This window comes from Aquitalea sp. USM4 (genome assembly GCF_004328945.1).
Taxonomy (GTDB): Bacteria; Pseudomonadota; Gammaproteobacteria; order Burkholderiales; family Chromobacteriaceae; genus Aquitalea; species Aquitalea pelogenes.
Map to the genome: position 1 here is coordinate 1,571,982 of NZ_CP029539.1, position 16,994 is coordinate 1,588,975.

Annotated in this window: 17 protein-coding genes; 7 read left to right on the forward strand and 10 right to left on the reverse strand. The window is 60.5% G+C overall.

Translation table 11 applies throughout. The features are described 5' to 3' along the window. Positions 1-25: 25 nt before the first annotated feature. Positions 26-721: a YggS family pyridoxal phosphate-dependent enzyme gene (locus tag DKK66_RS07435; RefSeq protein WP_062788985.1), complete on the reverse strand. Its 696-nt coding sequence runs from the start codon at positions 719-721 to the stop codon at positions 26-28. A gap of 160 nt (positions 722-881) precedes the next feature. Between DKK66_RS07435 and DKK66_RS07440 the strand changes: the two genes are divergently transcribed. From DKK66_RS07440 to DKK66_RS07450, 3 genes are all read left to right on the forward strand, one after another. Then, the gene (locus tag DKK66_RS07440; protein WP_045845898.1) at positions 882-1,919 is read left to right on the forward strand and encodes a type IV pilus twitching motility protein PilT; all 1,038 of its coding nucleotides are present in this window, start codon (positions 882-884) and stop codon (positions 1,917-1,919) included. A 37-nt stretch (positions 1,920-1,956) separates the two neighbouring features. Continuing rightward, positions 1,957-3,093 carry a PilT/PilU family type 4a pilus ATPase gene (locus DKK66_RS07445; RefSeq protein ID WP_131356737.1) on the forward strand — a complete coding sequence of 379 codons (1,137 nt, stop codon included), beginning with the start codon at positions 1,957-1,959 and terminating at the stop codon, positions 3,091-3,093. A 62-nt stretch (positions 3,094-3,155) separates the two neighbouring features. Beyond that, a complete protein-coding gene (locus DKK66_RS07450; protein ID WP_131356740.1) occupies positions 3,156-4,772 on the forward strand; it encodes a response regulator in 1,617 nt (538 codons plus the stop codon). A gap of 22 nt (positions 4,773-4,794) precedes the next feature. Here the strand turns inward: DKK66_RS07450 and DKK66_RS07455 are convergent, their stop codons facing one another. The 8 genes from DKK66_RS07455 to cyaY form a co-directional block, all read right to left on the reverse strand. After that, a complete protein-coding gene (locus tag DKK66_RS07455) occupies positions 4,795-6,006 on the reverse strand; it encodes an EAL and HDOD domain-containing protein (RefSeq protein WP_131356743.1) in 1,212 nt (403 codons plus the stop codon). A 252-nt stretch (positions 6,007-6,258) separates the two neighbouring features. Beyond that, complete coding sequence (locus DKK66_RS07460; RefSeq protein ID WP_045845900.1) at positions 6,259-6,993, reverse strand: amino acid ABC transporter ATP-binding protein; 735 nt, start codon at positions 6,991-6,993, stop codon at positions 6,259-6,261. Between the two features lie 5 nt (positions 6,994-6,998). Further along, positions 6,999-7,670: an ABC transporter permease subunit gene (locus DKK66_RS07465; RefSeq protein ID WP_045845901.1), complete on the reverse strand. Its 672-nt coding sequence runs from the start codon at positions 7,668-7,670 to the stop codon at positions 6,999-7,001. After that, entirely contained in the window at positions 7,670-8,413 is a 744-nt protein-coding gene (locus DKK66_RS07470) for an amino acid ABC transporter permease (protein WP_045845902.1), read from the reverse strand. The genes DKK66_RS07465 and DKK66_RS07470 overlap by 1 nt, the downstream gene beginning before the upstream one ends. 237 nt (positions 8,414-8,650) lie before the next feature. Beyond that, positions 8,651-9,550: a glutamate/aspartate ABC transporter substrate-binding protein gene (locus DKK66_RS07475; RefSeq protein WP_045845903.1), complete on the reverse strand. Its 900-nt coding sequence runs from the start codon at positions 9,548-9,550 to the stop codon at positions 8,651-8,653. Positions 9,551-9,883: 333 nt separating this feature from the next. Next, positions 9,884-10,657, reverse strand: coding sequence for a 16S rRNA (adenine(1518)-N(6)/adenine(1519)-N(6))-dimethyltransferase RsmA (rsmA, locus tag DKK66_RS07480; protein WP_045845904.1), 774 nt, complete (start codon positions 10,655-10,657; stop codon positions 9,884-9,886). Between the two features lie 71 nt (positions 10,658-10,728). Continuing rightward, the gene (locus DKK66_RS07485; protein ID WP_131356746.1) at positions 10,729-11,139 is read right to left on the reverse strand and encodes a YqaA family protein; all 411 of its coding nucleotides are present in this window, start codon (positions 11,137-11,139) and stop codon (positions 10,729-10,731) included. Further along, complete coding sequence (gene cyaY / locus DKK66_RS07490; protein ID WP_131356749.1) at positions 11,139-11,459, reverse strand: iron donor protein CyaY; 321 nt, start codon at positions 11,457-11,459, stop codon at positions 11,139-11,141. The genes DKK66_RS07485 and cyaY overlap by 1 nt, the downstream gene beginning before the upstream one ends. Before the next feature lie 63 nt (positions 11,460-11,522). On the opposite strand from cyaY, the gene DKK66_RS20135 reads away from it, so the two are divergent. The 4 genes from DKK66_RS20135 (at position 11,523) to DKK66_RS07505 (ending at position 14,057) form a co-directional block, all read left to right on the forward strand. After that, entirely contained in the window at positions 11,523-11,666 is a 144-nt protein-coding gene (locus tag DKK66_RS20135) for a lipoprotein (protein ID WP_162531908.1), read from the forward strand. Between the two features lie 175 nt (positions 11,667-11,841). Then, positions 11,842-12,942: a histidinol-phosphate transaminase gene (locus DKK66_RS07495; RefSeq protein WP_045845907.1), complete on the forward strand. Its 1,101-nt coding sequence runs from the start codon at positions 11,842-11,844 to the stop codon at positions 12,940-12,942. Positions 12,943-13,117: 175 nt separating this feature from the next. Continuing rightward, positions 13,118-13,510, forward strand: coding sequence for a VOC family protein (locus DKK66_RS07500; protein WP_131356751.1), 393 nt, complete (start codon positions 13,118-13,120; stop codon positions 13,508-13,510). Positions 13,511-13,688: 178 nt separating this feature from the next. Beyond that, a complete protein-coding gene (locus DKK66_RS07505) occupies positions 13,689-14,057 on the forward strand; it encodes a CZB domain-containing protein (RefSeq protein WP_062788980.1) in 369 nt (122 codons plus the stop codon). Between the two features lie 48 nt (positions 14,058-14,105). On the opposite strand, the gene DKK66_RS07510 is transcribed toward DKK66_RS07505, so the two are convergent. Continuing rightward, positions 14,106-16,853, reverse strand: a complete 2,748-nt coding sequence (locus DKK66_RS07510; RefSeq protein WP_131356753.1) for a DEAD/DEAH box helicase — start codon at positions 16,851-16,853, stop codon at positions 14,106-14,108. Between the last annotated feature and the right edge of the window lie 141 nt (positions 16,854-16,994).

The following is a 16,994-nucleotide window of genomic DNA, read 5'->3' on the forward strand; positions in this document are numbered from 1 at the left end:
CAGGCCGGCTGCCCGTGTGCCGATGTCATTGCGGATAGTGGCGGGCACCAAAAATGGCGGTGCCGACACGAACCATGGTGCTGCCTGCCGCAATGGCTTGCGCCATGTCGGAAGACATCCCCATGGATACTGTATCCAATTTTAAGCCATCTTGCTGCAACTCATCCCGCACACCGGATAGCAAGGCAAACTGTGCCGCCAGCGTCTCGGCATTGTCGGTGGCTTCCGGAATGCACATCAAGCCGCGCAGTTGCAAACCGGGTAGGGCAGCGACGGCATGTGCCAGTTCCCTTGCCTCGTGCGGCTGGCAGCCGCTCTTGCTCTGCTCGCCGGACACATTCAGCTGAATGCATACCTGCAGCGGCGGCAGGCTGGAAGGGCGCTGCTCGGACAGGCGCTGGGCAATTTTCAACCGTTCAATGGAGTGGACCCAATGCGCGGTTTCCGCCACGATGCGGGTTTTGTTGGATTGCAGCGGCCCGATGAAGTGCCATTCGATATCCAGGGCTGCCAGTTCGGCGGCCTTGCCTTGCAGTTCCTGCACATAGTTTTCGCCAAAGGCACGCTGGCCCGCCGCATAGGCTTCGGCCACAGCGCTGGCCGGAAACGTCTTGCTGACGGCCAGCAGGCGCACACTGCCGGCAGCCCGGCCGGCGGCGGCTTCGGCGGCGCGGATACGTGCGGTGACCGAGGCGATGGCTTGTGCGATGGAATCGCTCATATTACTCCTTGTGGCGTGGATGAACCCTCAGCTACAACGAATCGGGTAGCCATGCGGGCTGTATTGCGGTCTGCATATGCTTTTGCAACGGCTTGCGCTTACAATCGGAAAAATACCTTAGCGTCATGCCCGCTGCCGGGTAATCGTGGAGAAATTATAAATGGAAATTTCCGAGCTCTTGGCCTTTACCGTCAAGAACAAGGCATCCGACTTGCACCTGTCGGCCGGTTTGCCTCCGATGATCCGGGTCAACGGCGATGTACGCCGTATCAACCTGCCCCCGATGGATCATCATGATGTACACGATATGGTGTACGACATCATGAACGACTATCAGCGCAAGATTTTCGAGGATGAGTTCGAATGCGACTTTTCCTTCGAACTGCCCGGCATCGCCCGCTTCCGGGTAAATGCCTTTGTGCAGAACCGTGGCATGGGCGCGGTATTCCGTGTGATTCCGTCCAAGGTGCTGACGCTGGAGCAACTGGGCGCACCCAAGATTTTCCAGGACATTTCCAGCTACCCGCGTGGCCTGGTACTGGTGACCGGCCCTACCGGTTCGGGTAAGTCCACCACGCTGGCGGCCATGGTGGACTATGTGAACGAAAACAATTTTTCGCACATCCTCACCGTGGAAGACCCGATCGAATTCGTGCATGAAAGCAAGAAATCGCTGATCAACCAGCGTGAACTGGGTTTGCAGACCCACAGTTTTTCCAATGCCCTGCGTTCGGCCTTGCGTGAAGACCCGGACGTGATTCTGGTGGGTGAATTGCGCGATCTGGAAACCATCCGGCTGGCGCTGACTGCGGCGGAAACCGGTCACCTGGTATTCGGCACCCTGCATACCAGCTCGGCCGCCAAGACCATCGACCGTATCGTCGACGTGTTCCCGGCCGGTGAAAAGGAAATGGTGCGCTCCATGCTGTCCGAATCGGTGCGGGCGGTGATTTCGCAAACCCTGCTCAAGACCAAGGATGGCAGTGGCCGGGTGGCTGCGCATGAAATCATGATCGGCACGCCGGCCATTCGTAACCTGATTCGCGAAAACAAGATTGCGCAGATCAACTCGATGATCCAGACCGGGCAGCAATACGGCATGCAAACGCTGGACCAGTGTCTGCAGGAGCTGGTACGGCGCAATATTGTTGCCCCCAGCGAGGCACGCCAGAAAGCAGCGTCCAAGGATGCGTTCTAAACTGAAACAGGCACGCTAGCCTCACCGGATGGCCATCATGGAAAAAGACCAGGCATCAAAATTCATTCACGATCTGCTCAAGCATGCGGTGGGCAAGAACGCTTCGGACATCTTCATTTCGGCGGAATTTCCGCCCGCCATGAAGATTGACGGCAAGATCACCCCGGTGGCACCGCAACCTTTGTCGGCCCAGCACACCAAGGAGCTGGTGCGCTCGGTGATGAACGACCGGCAGACCGAAGAATTCGAGTCGAAAAAAGAGGCCAACTTTGCCATCAACCCGCCGGGCATCGGCCGTTTCCGGGTGAGTGCCTTCATCCAGCAAGGCTGTGCCGGCATGGTGCTGCGCAAGATCAACACCGAAATCCCGACCTTCGACAAGCTGAACATGCCGGAGGTATTGCAGGATATTTCGCTGATCAAGCGTGGTCTGGTGATTTTTGTCGGCGGTACCGGTTCGGGCAAATCCACGTCGCTGGCAGCACTGGTGGACTGGCGCAACAGCCACAACCAGGACCACATCATCACCATCGAGGACCCGATCGAGTACGTGCATCAGCACAAGAAGTGCATCGTGACCCAGCGTGAAGTGGGGGTGGATACCGAAGACTGGGAAATCGCCCTGAAAAACACCCTGCGTCAGGCACCGGATGTGATCCTGATGGGGGAAATCCGCGATCGGGAAACCATGGGCTACGCCTTGCAGTTTGCCGAAACCGGCCACCTGTGCCTGGCTACCCTGCATGCCAACAATGCCAACCAGGCGCTGGACCGGATTCTGAACTTCTTCCCGGAAGAACGTCACCAGCAAGTGCTGATGGATATGTCGCTGAACATGCGCGCCATCATTTCGCAGCGCCTGCTGCCGCTCAAGTCGGGCCGCGGCCGGGTGGCGGCAGTGGAAATCCTGCTCAATACCCCGCTGGTTTCCGACATGATCTTCAAGGGCGAGGTGGCCGGGCTCAAGGAGGTGATGAGCCGCTCGCGTGAGTCGGGCATGCAAACCTTCGACCAGTCGCTGTTCGACCTGTTTGAAGCCGGCTATGTCAGCTACGAGGATGCGCTGCGCAATGCGGACTCCATCAACGACCTGCGCCTGAAAATCAAACTGTATAGCGAAAGCTCCAAGGGACGTGACCCGCTGGATGGCATCGACCATCTGGATATCGTCTGAACCGGGACTGAGCCGGCCGGCCACGCGGTGCGCCTCCGGCCCGGCCTTGCGGAAATGCCTGCATGTATTTTGATGAAAACACCACCGTCCTCATCATCGAGGACTCCCTGACCGTCCGCCAGGGCCTGCGCACCATGTTGTCCATGGCCGGCATCACCCGCTCGGATGCGGTCAGCAGTGCGGCCGAAGGCCGGGCCAGATTGAAGGGACGGCGCTTTGATGTGGTGCTGTGTGACTACAATCTGGGCGATGGCATGGATGGCCAGGAATTGCTGGAGGCCCTGCGCAAGACCGGCACGCTGCCCTTGTCCACCATCTGGATCATGATTACCGGCGAGCGCAAATACGAACGGGTGGTGGCCGCGGCGGAAATGGCGCCGGATGACTACATCCTCAAGCCTTTCAATTCCAACCTGCTGCTGACACGCATGAACAATGCGCACAAGCGCAAACAGTTTCTGGCACCGGCGCATGAGCAGCTGGAAAAGGGCAACCGTAGTGCCGCCATCAACACCTTGCAGCAACTGGCGGCCTCTGCACCGGGGACAGCCAACCGCATTGATGCCAACCGTCTGTGTGCCGAACTGCTGGTGACCGAAGGCCGTCAGGGCGAGGCATTGCACATTTATCAGGAGCTGCTGGAAAGCAAGGTCATCCCCTGGGCCAAGATGGGGGTGGCCCGCATTCAGGCCGACCAGGGCATGCAGGGCGAATCCAGCGCACTGCTGAAGGAAATCATTCAAGATGCGCCGCTGTACACCGATGCCTACGATTTGCTGGCGCAAAACCTGATCGACGAAGGCCAGTATGCCCAGGCGGTGGACGTGTTGGAGAAGGCCGTGAGTATTTCCCCGCGCAATTTCCACCGGCTGAAAAGCTGCGGTACGGCAGCCTTGCGTTCGGGTGACCCGGAAAAGGGTGCCCAGTATTTGCAAAGGGCGGTGGAAATCGGCCGCAACAATAATTTTTTCGGCCCGGAAGTACTGGTCGACCTGTTGCAGGCTTACTCGGAAACCGGCAATACGCAATTCATCGACCGCTTGCAGGCTGAAATCAGTGCCAGCCTGGCTGACCGGCCCGAGGCCCAGTTCACCCTGCACACCTGTCGTGCGCTGACTGCGCTGGTGCAGCAGCGTGCCGAAGAGGCGCTGGCCTTGCTCAAGCAGGCGTCTGGCGACCTGCTCAAGCCCTTTGTCCACTTTGAAGCGGCACAGCGCTTTCTGGGAGCGGTGGTACGGCTGCCGGAAACCCTGCCAGACCCGGCCTTGCTGGAAGAATGGACCCGCACCATCACCATGCGCTTTGCCTATAGCCGGCACGAGCTGTCCACCTTGCTGGAAATTGCCCGCAAGCATCCCCATTGCTGCGAGTTGATCGAACAGGCATACGCCCAGCTGCAGGAGGAAAGCAACCGCGCGGTAGAGCTGACCACCGAAGGCCGGGCCGCCGAAGCCGGGCGCATGCTGCACGAAATGGCCATGCGCCTGTACAACGAGCGTACCGGCATGAATGCCTGTGCCATCTTGCTGCGGGTACGCGAGCAGCTACGCAAGAAAAATCAGGATACGGCGGAGTTCGACCAGATGCTGCATGAAATCCTGGCCTGGTTGCCAAGGGACAATGAGCGCGTGCAGGGTTTTCTCAGCCGCTTGCAGGACGAGGAGGGGACGGGGAACTGAGGCTGGCCTTTGGCCGGCCTGGTTACTTCCACATGCTGTTGACCCAGTCCAGCGCCTGGGTTTCCACCCGCAGCAGCATTTCCGGGTCGTATCCTTTCGGATGCGGCGTCGCTTCGTTTTCCAGCGATTCGGCCACCTGCAACAGTTCACCCAGCAGATGGCGGCCTTCCAGCACGGCTTCTTTCAGGCTTTCCTCGATGGGCAGGCTGGCAATCGCCTCGGCCTTGGGCTGCTGCACCAGGACATCCACCAGCGACAGCATGCCAATCATGAACGCACTTTCCTGCACGTCACGACGCTCGGGGTAGCAGGCCTCGGCCAGTAGCTCCATGATGCGCCCGCGCGTGGCGGCCAGCTCCAGCAGCGGATTGCGCTGTGGCTCAACATTGGTGGCATTGCTGGCAAACAGCAGCAGCATCGACCAGCGTTTGATCTTGGCGCGGCCCAGCACCATGATGGCCTCCTGCACCGAGGACACCGGCCGGCGGGTGGCAAGGGATGCCGTGCTGCTGAGCTTCATCAGCATCAACACCACATCGGGGGCCAGTTTCAACGCCTGGGCCAGTTCCTCGTTGTCGGCATCGCTCATCAACAGGCCCAGCAGGCTGAGCATGGCATGCTGGCTGGCATTGGCCTGGCGGGTGGACAGCACGGTGGGGCGGGCAAAGAAATAACCCTGAAACCACTGGATGCCCAGTTCACGGCACAGTTCGAACTGCTCTACCGTATCCACCTTCTCTGCCAGCAGAATGCCGGGGAAGCCGGCCAGATCAGCCACCAGTTGGCGCAACTGCAACAGGCTGAGCGCCACCAGGTCAATCTTGACGATGTCCACCAGCGGCAACAGCGCGCGGCGATCGGCATCCAGTTCGATGACATCATCCATGGCCAGCCGGAAACCCTTTTGCCGCAATTGCGCCAGTCGTTCCAGCAAGGGGGGTGACACCTTCACCGTTTCCAGGATTTCCAGCACCACCTTGTCACAGGGCAGCACATCCAGCAGGTCATCCATCAACAGGGTTTCACTGACATTGATGAAACCCAGACGGTCGCCCAGCACTTCACCCACTCCCAGATCGACAAAGGCGTGACGGATCACCGCCGTGGTGGCCATCACATCATCATTCACCTTGGCCACATTGACGTGGCTGGAGCGGAACAACAATTCGTATGCCACCAGTTGCTGGTTGGCATCGACGATGGGCTGTCGCCCTAGGTAGCGGGTTGAATACATGGGTGGGTCGGCGGCAATCAAGTGGTAGCTGATTTCAGTGTAGGCGTGCTGTGAGCAGGTTATCAGGTAATTTTCCTGCTGAATAATATAACATTATTTAAATCACTTGTAACAGTTATATTCTAATTGCGCGTCGTGGCCAGTCCCAGCTGGCCTGCACCGGCCATTCCGCGTCCACCTGCGGCACATCAAGAGAGCCCGGGCATGAAAAAACCCGGCCGGGGCCGGGTTTCAGGCTGCTGACTGATGCTCTCAGTGTTGCAGGATCTTGGACAGGAACTGGCGGGCACGTTCAGAGCGGGCATTGATATCGCCGAAGAAGGCGTCCTTCTCGCAGTCCTCCACGATGGCACCCTTGTCCATGAAGATGACACGATGCGCCACACGACGGGCAAAACCCATTTCGTGGGTTACGCACATCATGGTCATGCCTTCCTGGGCCAGCTCGGTCATCACGTCCAGCACTTCGTTGATCATTTCCGGGTCCAGCGCACTGGTGGGCTCGTCAAACAGCATGGCAATCGGGTCCATCGCCAGCGCACGGGCAATGGCCACGCGCTGTTGCTGACCACCGGACAACTGGCCGGGGAACTTGTGCGCATGGGCTTTCAGGCCAACCCGGTCCAGCAGCTTCAGGCCCTTGTCGCGTGCTTCTTCCTGACTGCGGCCCAGTACCTTGACCTGGGCAATGGCCAGGTTTTCGGTAATGGACAAGTGCGGAAACAGCTCGAAGTGCTGGAATACCATGCCGACACGGCTACGCAGCTTGGGCAGATCGGTTTTCGGGTCGCCCACCGAGATGCCGTCGACAATGATTTCACCCTTCTGGAAGGGTTCCAGTGCATTGACGCACTTGATGAGGGTGGACTTGCCGGAACCGGACGGGCCGCACACCACCACCACTTCGCCTTTTTTCACGCCAGTGGTGCAATCGGTCAGCACCTGGAAATCGCCATACCACTTGCTTACATTGTTGATGCTAATCATCGCGCTCATACCGCCAACCTTTTTTGCAGACGCTTCACGCATTGCGACGCGCCAAAACTGATCACGAAGTATACCGCTCCGGCAAACAGCAGGAATTCATGCGGCAAACCCACGATATCGCCCTTGGAACGGGCGGTGTTGAGAAAGTCCATCAAGCCTACCGCATACACCAGCGAGGTGTCCTGGAACAGGATGATACTTTGCTGCAACAGCAGCGGCATCATTTTGCGAAAGGCCTGCGGCAGGATCACCAGCCGCATGGCCTGGCTGTAGGTCATGCCCAGTGCGTAGGCGGCATTGATCTGCCCGCGCGAAATGGACTGGATGCCGGCGCGGACGATTTCGGAGAAATATGCCGCCTCGAACATCACGAAGGCCACCAGGCAGGAGGTGAATGCGCCGACCGGGGTCAAATCGCCGGTAATCCAGCTGAGCACCATGGGCACCACCAGGTAGAACCAGGAAATGACCAGCAGCAGGGGGATGGAACGGAAGTAATTGACGTACCACTTGGCCAACCGCGACAGCAGCAGGTTGTCCGACAGACGTGCCAGTGCCAGCAGGGTACCCAGCACCACGCCGCCGCCCACCGCCATCACCAGCAGTTTGAGCGTCAGCGCCATGCCGTCGGCCAGGCCAGGCAGGGCGGGGATGATCTGACTGAAATCGAGAGCCATTATTTGCTACCTCCCATCATGCCGGGAATGCGTACCCGCTTTTCCACCCAGGCCATGAAGCCCATCAGGCTCATGTTGAGGACAAAGTAGATCAGCGTTGCCAGGGTGAAGGCTTCGAAGATGTTGGCGGAAAACTCGGCAGTCTGCTTGGTTTGCGCCAAGAGTTCCATCAGGCCGATCAGCGACGCCACCGAGGAGTTCTTGAAAATGTTCAGGAACTCGCTGGTGAGCGGCGGAATGATCACGCGGAAAGCCTGCGGCAGCAGCACGAAGCGGTAAGTCTGCGCAGTGGTGAAGCCCATGGCCAGTGCAGCATTGTTCTGGCCACGCGGCAGGGCCTGAATGCCGGTACGCACCTGTTCGCACACCCGTGCTGCGGTAAACAGCCCCAGGCACACCACCACCGACAGATAGGCGGAAGTTGCCGGGCTGATGCCCTGCTTGAACCACATTTCCAGCGGCGTGGGCAGCAAGTCCGGTACCAGGAAGTACCAGATGAACAGCTGCACCAGCAGCGGTACGTTGCGGAACAGTTCGACATAGGCGGTGGCAATGGCGGGCAACAGCTTGCCCGGCAAGGTGCGCATCACGCCCAGGACCGAACCGAGTGCGAGGGCGATGATCCAGCCAGCCAGCGCCACGGCGATGGTCCAGCCCAGACCGGACACAAACCAGTTCAGGTAGATTTCGCTGCCGACACCGGTGGACTTGAAGAAAATGCCCCAGTCCCAGTGGTAATTCATGTTTTTCTCCTGATGCAAGCAGACGCAAGCGTCCGCTGCCGACAGCCGCATGCCTCCCGGTTACGGGAAACACTGGCAGTCGGATGAAGTCCCTGCCTGACCTTGGGCAGACAGCAAAGGCAGATGCACTGCCGCCACCCGTTTTGCCGTTATAGCCGTTGGCAAGGCAGGAGAACAGGCAGCAGCAATTGAGCCGGCATCTGCCGGCTCATCATCTGCACTACAGGAAGGAGTCGCTTATTCGGCGGCCTTGTCGGTCGGCTTGGCGATCAGTTCCTTCACCACTTCGGACATCGGGAAGTTCAGGTTCAGGCCCTTGGGCGGAACCGGGCTGGTGAACCACTTGGCGTAGATCTTGTTTACTTCGCCGGACTTGTAGGTGGCCTTGATGGCATCGTCCACCACCTTCTTGAAGGCAGCGTCGTCCTTGCGCAGCATGCAGCCGTAGATTTCGAAGGACTGCGGCTTGCCGGTCACCACCCAGTTGGCCGGGTTCTTGGCCTTGGCCATTTCACCGTACAACAGGGCGTCGTCCATCATGAAGGCAACGGCGCGGCCGGATTCCAGCATCAGGAAGGATTCGCCATGGTCCTTGGCGGAGATGATGTTCATGCCCAGTTGCTTCTCGGCATTCATGGCCTTGAGCAGGCGTTCGGAGGTGGTACCGGCAGTGGTCACCACGTTCTTGCCCTTGAGGTCGGCAAAGTCTTTCACGCCGGAAGTCTTGGCGGTCAGCAGACGGGTGCCGATTTCAAAGATGCCCACCGAGAAGGCCACTTGCTTCTGGCGTTCCACGTTATTGGTGGTGGAACCACATTCCAGGTCGACGGTACCGTTTTGTACCAGCGGAATACGGGTTTGCGAGGTCACCAGATTGTACTTGACCTGCAGGTTCGGCATTTTCAGCTCTTTCTTCACTTCTTCGACAACCTTGTTGGCAAGGTCTACCGAGTAGCCAACCGGCTTCTGGTTATTGTCGTAGTAGGAGAAAGGGATGGAGGCGTCACGGTTGCCCAGCACGATGACACCGGTTTCCTTGATTTTCTTCAGGGTGCCGGTCAGTTCGGCGGCCATGGCCGGGGTGCTGGCCAGAGCGGCCAGGGTTGCTGCGCAAATGAGACGGGTGCAAAGCTTCATAATCAGTTTCTCCTGGGGTCCTTGATCGATTCACTGCCCTCAGCCATCAGGCCGCAGGCACTGCTGTTATAGGCTGGATTAACCAGCGACAGGAACACGCTTGTGACTGGCGGGTACCTGCGGCAAACCCCCGTTTGCCATCCCGTCAGCCCGTCACGGGCCTCCTGCTTACAGTCACCGCCTCTTGAAACGGGCGGCTCTCCCTGTATTTATCCCCCCGTATCGGTCGGGGGTGAAAAGTTTGCGATTCTGCTGCCAGTGGGCGGCAGAATGCAAGTGGCACTGCAACAAGGGCCGCTGGCAGCAGCCCCTTTGTCAACTTGTTGCGACAGTTCAGTCTGACAGACGGTTCGCCATGCGGACAAAATCTTCCACGCTCAGGTTTTCCGGCCGCAGGCCCGGGTCTATGCCCAGCGCTTCGAAATCGGCCAGTTCCAGCACGCCCTTGAGGTTGTTGCGCAAGGTCTTGCGGCGCTGGGAGAAGGCCTTGGTGACCAGTTCTTCCAGTTGCTGCTCATCCTTGGCCACACCACAGCGGCCCGGAGCCGGAATCATGCGTACCACGGCGGAATCCACCTTCGGCGGCGGCCAGAAGGCGTCCGGGGGCACGTTCAGCACCAGTTCCATTTCAAAGCGGTACTGCAGCATCACTGTCAGGCGACCGAAATCGGCCGTTGAAGGTTCGGCCAGCATGCGGTCCACCACTTCTTTTTGCAACATGAAATGCATGTCGGTGACACGCTGGCCAAAGCTGGCCAGGTGAAACAGCAGTGGGGTGGAAATGTTGTAGGGCAGGTTGCCGACAATCTTGAATGCACCATCGGTGATGGAGCCGAAGTCGAACTTGAGCGCATCGCCTTCGTGGATGGTCAGGCGTTCCGGCGGGAATTCCTTCTTCAGCCGGGCAATGATGTCGCGGTCGATTTCTGCCACGTGCAGATGGGGCAGGCGGTCCAGCAGCGGCTTGGTGATGGCCCCCAGGCCGGGGCCGATTTCGATGACCACATCGTCCGGTTGCGGGTTGACCGCATGCACGATGTTTTCAATCACGCTGGCGTCTTGCAGGAAGTTCTGGCCAAAGCGTTTGCGGGGAATATGTTGGCTCATGGAAGCTCTTGATAAGTAATGACCGAATTGTAAACCCTCAGGCGCAGCCAGCGCCAACCCCTTGTTTCCACTCAGGCCAATGCCACCACGCCCCAGGCCAGCACCAGATAACGCGCGGCCTTGCCCACGGTCAGCCAGCACAGGCTGGCAGTCCACGGCAAACGCAGCCAGCCGGCGGCCAGCGGCAGGGCATCACCAATCACCGGCACCCAGGACAGCACCAGCACCGCCGGGCCAAAGCTGGCAAACCAGCGCTCCAGCCTTGGTGACAGTTCCTTGCGCGGCGCGCGGTAGCCCAGCCACAGGCTGGTGGCGCTGCCTGCGGTGTTGGCCACGGTGGCCAGCAGCAGGGCCGGCCACAGCCAGTCCGGCCATTTGTACAGAAAAGCCGCCAGGACCAGTTCGGAATTGCCGGGCAGGATGGTGGCCGAGGTAAACGCGGAAAGCATCAGCCCGCCCAGCGCCAGCCAGACGGCTTGCATCAGATGTCCAGCTCCAGATCAGGCTGGCCGCACGCCTCAGCAATGGCGCGGCGCAAGGTGGCAAAGAATTCGGCACCGTCACGGGCGGCCAGCCACTGGCCGTCCTTGCAGGCAAAGTGATAGCCACCGCTCTTGGCGGCAATCCACAGTTCCTGATTGGCGGCATGACGGTTCACCACGATCTTGCCGCCATCGTCGAATTCGATTTCCAGCACATTGCCATTGGTGACGAAGTCGGCATCCAGTCCGGCATCATCAATGGCATCTTCGATTCGGCTGAAAATGCGGTCGGTCACATCCAGAAATTCGCTTTCGTTCATGTCGTCTCTTCCTTGAATTGCGGTGTGCTAGACTGCCGATTTTGCCACATCGGACTACATTTCATGCTGCGAACCCTGCTTACCTGTGTTGCGCTGAGTCTTGTCGTGACTGCCTGCGGCTACAAGGGCAACCTGTTTCTTCCCAAACAGCAGCCGGGTCATGCCCAGGCATCCGCTCCGGCGGCACAGGCCCGTCCGGCGCCGTAAGGTCCGGCTTTGCGATTTTTTACCTGTCTGTCTGCCAAAGCGGAAAAAGCAGGCACTACACTGCGCGGCCATTGATACCGGCTTTGCCGTTTGCTTGCTATCGTTAGCAGACAAGCTGATTTGTCCACCTGATGAACACATCTAGAATGGGCTGCCCGAAGGACGAAAATCTGCCATGACCCGTTTTGCCCGCCATCTGGAACACCACACCATCGTCAACCCGTTTCCCGGCATCGTGAAGCTGGAAACGGCGCTGGGCCACCGCATCAAGACCCGTATCGGCTCGAATGAAAGCCTGCCCGACCCGGTATCGCCGCTGGCCGGTGAACTGGGCAAGGCCCTGGCGGAAATGGCCAGACTGTATCCGGACCCGTACGCGCATGCCTTGCGCGAGCGCGCGGCAAGACTCAATGGCGTGAGCCCGGATGAAGTGCTGTTCGACACCGGTGCTGACAGCCTGATCCTGCTGGCACTGCGCCTGACCTGCAATCCGGGCGATGCCGTCGTCACCACCGCAGGCACCTATCCCACCTTCCGCTACTTTGCCGAAGGGGTAGGGGCCCGCGTGCTGGAAGTGCCGTATTGCCAGCGCGGTCAGCACTTGCAGCCCGACCTGGCACGGCTGGCGGAAGTAGCCCGTGCCGAGCATGCCTCGGTGCTGTATCTGGCCAACCCGGATAATCCCACCGGCCACTACTGGCAGGCAGAAGACATCCGCACCCTGCGTGCGGCGCTACCACCACACACCCTGCTGCTGCTGGACGAAGCCTATGTCGACTTCTGTACCGATGCCGCCGATGCCCCGCCTGCCGGCATCCTGCCGCATACGCTGCGCCTGCGCACCCTGTCCAAGGCCTATGCGCTGGCCGGCCTGCGGGTTGGCTTTGCCATTGCCAGTGCCGACATCATTGCCAAGGCCGACCAGATCCGCCCGCAATACGCGCTGTCCAGCATTGCCCAGGCGGCGGCCCAGATCGTGCTGGACGACCCGGACTACTCGCGCAAGCTGGTGGCGCAAACCATCACCCTGCGCCATCACCTCAGCCATGCACTCTACGACCAGGGCCTGACGCCGCTGCCATCGCACACCAATTTTGTCTGCGTGGCCTACCCGGATGCCTTGCAGGCCGAGGCCATCCAGCGTCATCTGCTGCAAAGCGGGGTGGCCATCCACCGTCCGCAACACCCGGCGGTCCGCCACATGCTGCGCATCACCGCGCATCCGCAGGCCACCAGTGCGCGGGTGCTGGCGGCGCTGGCCGGTCAGCTGGACTAGAACCTGCACTGCCACCTGCCTTGACCGCCCACAGCCACCGCCAGCCGGTGGCTTTTTTGTGCGCACCTCCCTGCTTGCCTCAGTATGTGGAACCTTGATACCGGCCAGCCATCTATTCATACATCATGAAACTGGCGTGCTGTCAGTCCCACGTCACCACCCGAAAGGAAGCAGAATGAAATTTGCCTACACCATTGTTTATGTGGCGGATGTCGCCGGTTCGCTGGCCTTTTTTGAAACAGCCTTCGGCTTCTCGCGCCGCTTTCTCACCCCGGAAGGCGACTATGGCGAGCTGGATACCGGCGACACCACCCTGTCTTTCGCCAGCAAGGCGCTGGCCCTGAGCAATCATCCGGCAGGCTTTCGCTTTGCCGATGAAGGTGCACTGCCGGTGGGGGTGGAAATCGCCCTGGCTACCGATGATGTGGCTGCGGCACACCAGGCAGCACTGGCGGCCGGCGCCGAGGAACTGGCGGCACCACAAGTCAAACCCTGGGGCCAGACGGTGTCTTTCCTGCGTTGTCCGGACGGCATGCTGCTGGAGTTGTGCAGCCCGCTACCCCATTGAACAAGAGCCAAACCCGGGCGTCTGCCATCGCTCCGTCAACTGCAGCCAGGCCACCGTCACGCAGTATCTGTCCGTCAAAATGCTTCAATTAAAGTGATGACGCTTGAAACCGGGCTGGCTTTGACGGATTCTCCCTGTCTATATTGACAGCTCGGGGACGAGATGGCGGAGAAATGGCATGAATCTAGAAGATGCCCTACTGCTGCATTTTGAAATGAAACTGCAATTGCGCATGGCCATGCTGGAAGGCAGAAAGCTGGACTGCGCACAGATAGCAGATGATTGCGGCTGCGAACTGGGCCGCTGGTTGCAGGAAGAAGGCCGGATCAACTGCTGTCACTATGCGGCCTACCAGCAGCTGGTGGATAACCACCGCGAATTCCATCGGGAAGCGGCACGGGTGGCCGAACTCATCAACCGGGGAGAGTTTGATGCCGCCAGCGAAGCACTGGCGGTCGGGCCATCACACTACAGCCGCCTGTCGTCTGCAGTGGGCAGCGGCATTGCCGAACTGCGCAAGCGGCTGTTCCAGCAGTTCAGCCACTAGCGGCCATGGTGCTTGGGGCGGCTGACAGAATGGCGTCGCCCCCTGGGGTCAGAACGACTGCAACAATGCCAGCAGTGCCTCGCCATCCAGTCTGGCCGCCAGATCACCACCTTCCAGCAGGCTGTCGGCCAGTGCGCGTTTTTCCGCATGCAGGGCGACGATTTTCTCTTCGATGGTGTTTTCCGCCACCAGCCGGTACACGGTGACTGGCCGCTGCTGGCCCATGCGGTAGGCGCGGTCGCTGGCCTGGTCTTCCACTGCCGGGTTCCACCATGGGTCCAGATGAATCACATAGTCGGCTGCGGTCAGGTTCAGCCCGGTGCCACCGGCTTTCAGGCTGATCAGAAACACCTCGCCCTCGCCAGCCTGGAAGGCATCCATGCGCGCCTTGCGCTGCTTGCCCGGTGTGGCACCGTCCAGATACTGGTAGGCAATGCCTTGTTCATCCAGCCATTGCCGGGCCAGCGCCAGATGATCGACAAACTGGCTGAACACCAGCGCCTTGTGGCCGTTGTCCAGTAGCTCGGTCATCAGCTGGCAGAAAAAGGCAAACTTGCTGGCGGGCAGGGCGGTGTCCGCTTGCAGCAAGGCCGGGTGACAGCAGAAGCGGCGCAAGCGGGTCAGTTCGGCCAGCACCTGCATGGTCTTCTTGTCCTGACTGTCCACCTCGGCCAGCTTTTGCAAGGCCTGCTGGCGCATGGCTTCGTAGACATGCAGCTCCTGCTCGGACAGCGCAATGCGGCGGGTGATGTCGGTGCGCGGCGGCAGCTCGGTCAGCACCTCGGCCTTGGTGCGGCGTAACAGATAGGGCTGGATCAGCGCCTTGAGCGTGGCGCGGGCTTCTTCATCACCTTCGGCGATAGGCTGGGCAAAACGCTGCTGGAAGCGCTCCTCATTGCCCAGCAAGCCGGGGGTGATGAAGCGGAACAGGCTCCACAATTCGCCCAGATGGTTTTCCACCGGCGTACCGCTGGCTGCCAGGCGGAAATCGGCCCGCAGGCCTTGTGCTGCCTGCGCACGTTTGGTACCCGCATTCTTGATGGCCTGTGCCTCATCCAGCACCACGCTGGCCCAGTGCACGTCGGCAAAATTCTCCGCCTGCAATTGCAGCAGGCCGTAACTGGCAATGACCAGATCCTGCGGCCCGACTGTGGATAAGTCGCGCTGCTGTTGATAAGGGCGCAAGCGCAGGCTGGGGGCGAAGCGGGCGGCCTCGGCCAGCCAGTTGAGTGCCACCGAGGTGGGTGCCACCACCAGCTGCGGGCCCAGATGCGCACGGCTGAGCAGCAAGGCCAGCGTCTGCACGGTCTTGCCCAGCCCCATGTCGTCGGCCAGGCAGGCCCCGGCACCGATATGCGCCAGCCGGGACAGCCAGGCAAAGCCTTGCAGCTGATAAGGCCGCAAGCTGGCTTGCAGCGTGGCGGGGACTACGGGCTGATAATCCCGCAGACTGTCCCACCGCGCCTGCAACTGCTGCCAGCCGGCATCGCCGTCAAACTGGCCGATGTCCTCACTCAGCCCGGCCAGCAAGGGGGCGGCCAGCAGGCTGAGGCGCAAACCGTCAGTGACTGCGTGATCGGCCAGTCGGGCCAATTGCTGCAACCTGGCTTGCAGACTGTCGGAGAGTACCAGCCAGTCCTGCTCGGACAGGCGCAGGTACTGGCCGGGCTGATTGGCCAGCGCTTCCAGCAGCTGGCGTAATTGCAGTACCCGGTCCTCATCCACCTGCACTTCACCCGTCACTTCCAGCCAGCCGTTCTTGCGTCTGGTTTTCAGCCGCAGCTGCGGCAAGCCGGCCTGGGCCTGGATGCGCATGCGCTGACCTTGTGGCCAGACACATTCCAGCCGCTGCGGAGCCATGGCCTGCAATTGCTGCAACTGCTGTACGACTTGCAAGGCCTGTTGCTGATTGGCCAGCAGCCATTGCAGCACGCCATCCGGGTCGGGCCTTGCTGCTGCCAGCGCCGGGCAATCCTCCAGCAAGGCCGCCAATGCCTGTTTTTCCTCGCCCAACTGACGCTGAAAACGGATAGCCAGGCCCTGTTCCAGCGCCACCTGCTGCCATGGCCCGCGCCCCGGCGGATACCAGGCGGCCTGTTCCGCCACCCGGCAGCGCAGTTGCAGGCGCAGTCCCTCGGGCAGCGGGGTGAGCACGGCAAACAAGCGGGGGTCGGACGGCATGGCGGGCAGGTCGGCACCATCATCCGCCTCCACCAGTTCCACCGGCAGCCACGGCACCATGTCGCCAATGGCTTCCAGCAGCTTTTTGCGCGCCGCCAGCGGTACAGTCAGGCGGTGACCGAGCAAGGCTGCCAGCTGGCGGATTTCCGGCCCCGGCCAGTACACCAGCAGGCTGTTAGGCCCGCTGCGCTGCCACAGGCAATGCTGGCAGGCGGCAATGCCGGGCGGGCTCAGTTGCAACACCATCTGCTGTTGCTGACGCTGCAGCAACAGGCTGATCTGGCCTGCTTCCAGCATGACCGGCTGATCCGGCTGTTCTTCCCAGAACAGGGCCGGATGGCCCAGCAGCAAGGGCAGGGCGGCTTCGCCTTCCAGCTCGGCCAGGCTGCTGCCATCGGCCAGCTGATGGGTGCGTTCAAGCTGGTTTATCACCAGGCGGTCCTGCGCGCTCAGCCAGTCCCACTGCGCAGCCTGATCCAGCAAGCGCCCCAGCGGCAGCACGCGGCCACGGCTCCAGCCAGCGCCTTCTGGCTGCTGGATGCAGGGAGTGAGGCGGATACCGGCCTCATTGGCCAGAATGCGCCAGGCCAGGCGCTGGGGGGAGGTGATATTCATCAGCAGGGAAACGGAAAACAGCGGTTTGTTTGGGCTGGGCTATTGTGCCTGAGACCTGCTGTTGATGGCAGTTTGCCAAGCGGTGCGGACAAACAAAAACCGCCCACCAAGGGTGGACGGTTGGGCTGTCGGGCGCTTGCA

Bases quoted from the DNA above. Each gene is read 5' to 3' on its own strand.
- DKK66_RS07435 (WP_062788985.1), bottom strand. From the start codon at position 721: ATGAGCGATTCCATCGCACAAGCCATCGCCTCGGTCACCGCACGTATC.
- DKK66_RS07440 (WP_045845898.1), top strand. From the start codon at position 882: ATGGAAATTTCCGAGCTCTTGGCCTTTACCGTCAAGAACAAGGCATCC.
- DKK66_RS07445 (WP_131356737.1), top strand. From the start codon at position 1,957: ATGGAAAAAGACCAGGCATCAAAATTCATTCACGATCTGCTCAAGCAT.
- DKK66_RS07450 (WP_131356740.1), top strand. From the start codon at position 3,156: ATGTATTTTGATGAAAACACCACCGTCCTCATCATCGAGGACTCCCTG.
- DKK66_RS07455 (WP_131356743.1), bottom strand. From the start codon at position 6,006: ATGTATTCAACCCGCTACCTAGGGCGACAGCCCATCGTCGATGCCAAC.
- DKK66_RS07460 (WP_045845900.1), bottom strand. From the start codon at position 6,993: ATGATTAGCATCAACAATGTAAGCAAGTGGTATGGCGATTTCCAGGTG.
- DKK66_RS07465 (WP_045845901.1), bottom strand. From the start codon at position 7,670: ATGGCTCTCGATTTCAGTCAGATCATCCCCGCCCTGCCTGGCCTGGCC.
- DKK66_RS07470 (WP_045845902.1), bottom strand. From the start codon at position 8,413: ATGAATTACCACTGGGACTGGGGCATTTTCTTCAAGTCCACCGGTGTC.
- DKK66_RS07475 (WP_045845903.1), bottom strand. From the start codon at position 9,550: ATGAAGCTTTGCACCCGTCTCATTTGCGCAGCAACCCTGGCCGCTCTG.
- rsmA (WP_045845904.1), bottom strand. From the start codon at position 10,657: ATGAGCCAACATATTCCCCGCAAACGCTTTGGCCAGAACTTCCTGCAA.
- DKK66_RS07485 (WP_131356746.1), bottom strand. From the start codon at position 11,139: ATGCAAGCCGTCTGGCTGGCGCTGGGCGGGCTGATGCTTTCCGCGTTT.
- cyaY (WP_131356749.1), bottom strand. From the start codon at position 11,459: ATGAACGAAAGCGAATTTCTGGATGTGACCGACCGCATTTTCAGCCGA.
- DKK66_RS20135 (WP_162531908.1), top strand. From the start codon at position 11,523: ATGCTGCGAACCCTGCTTACCTGTGTTGCGCTGAGTCTTGTCGTGACT.
- DKK66_RS07495 (WP_045845907.1), top strand. From the start codon at position 11,842: ATGACCCGTTTTGCCCGCCATCTGGAACACCACACCATCGTCAACCCG.
- DKK66_RS07500 (WP_131356751.1), top strand. From the start codon at position 13,118: ATGAAATTTGCCTACACCATTGTTTATGTGGCGGATGTCGCCGGTTCG.
- DKK66_RS07505 (WP_062788980.1), top strand. From the start codon at position 13,689: ATGAATCTAGAAGATGCCCTACTGCTGCATTTTGAAATGAAACTGCAA.
- DKK66_RS07510 (WP_131356753.1), bottom strand. From the start codon at position 16,853: ATGAATATCACCTCCCCCCAGCGCCTGGCCTGGCGCATTCTGGCCAAT.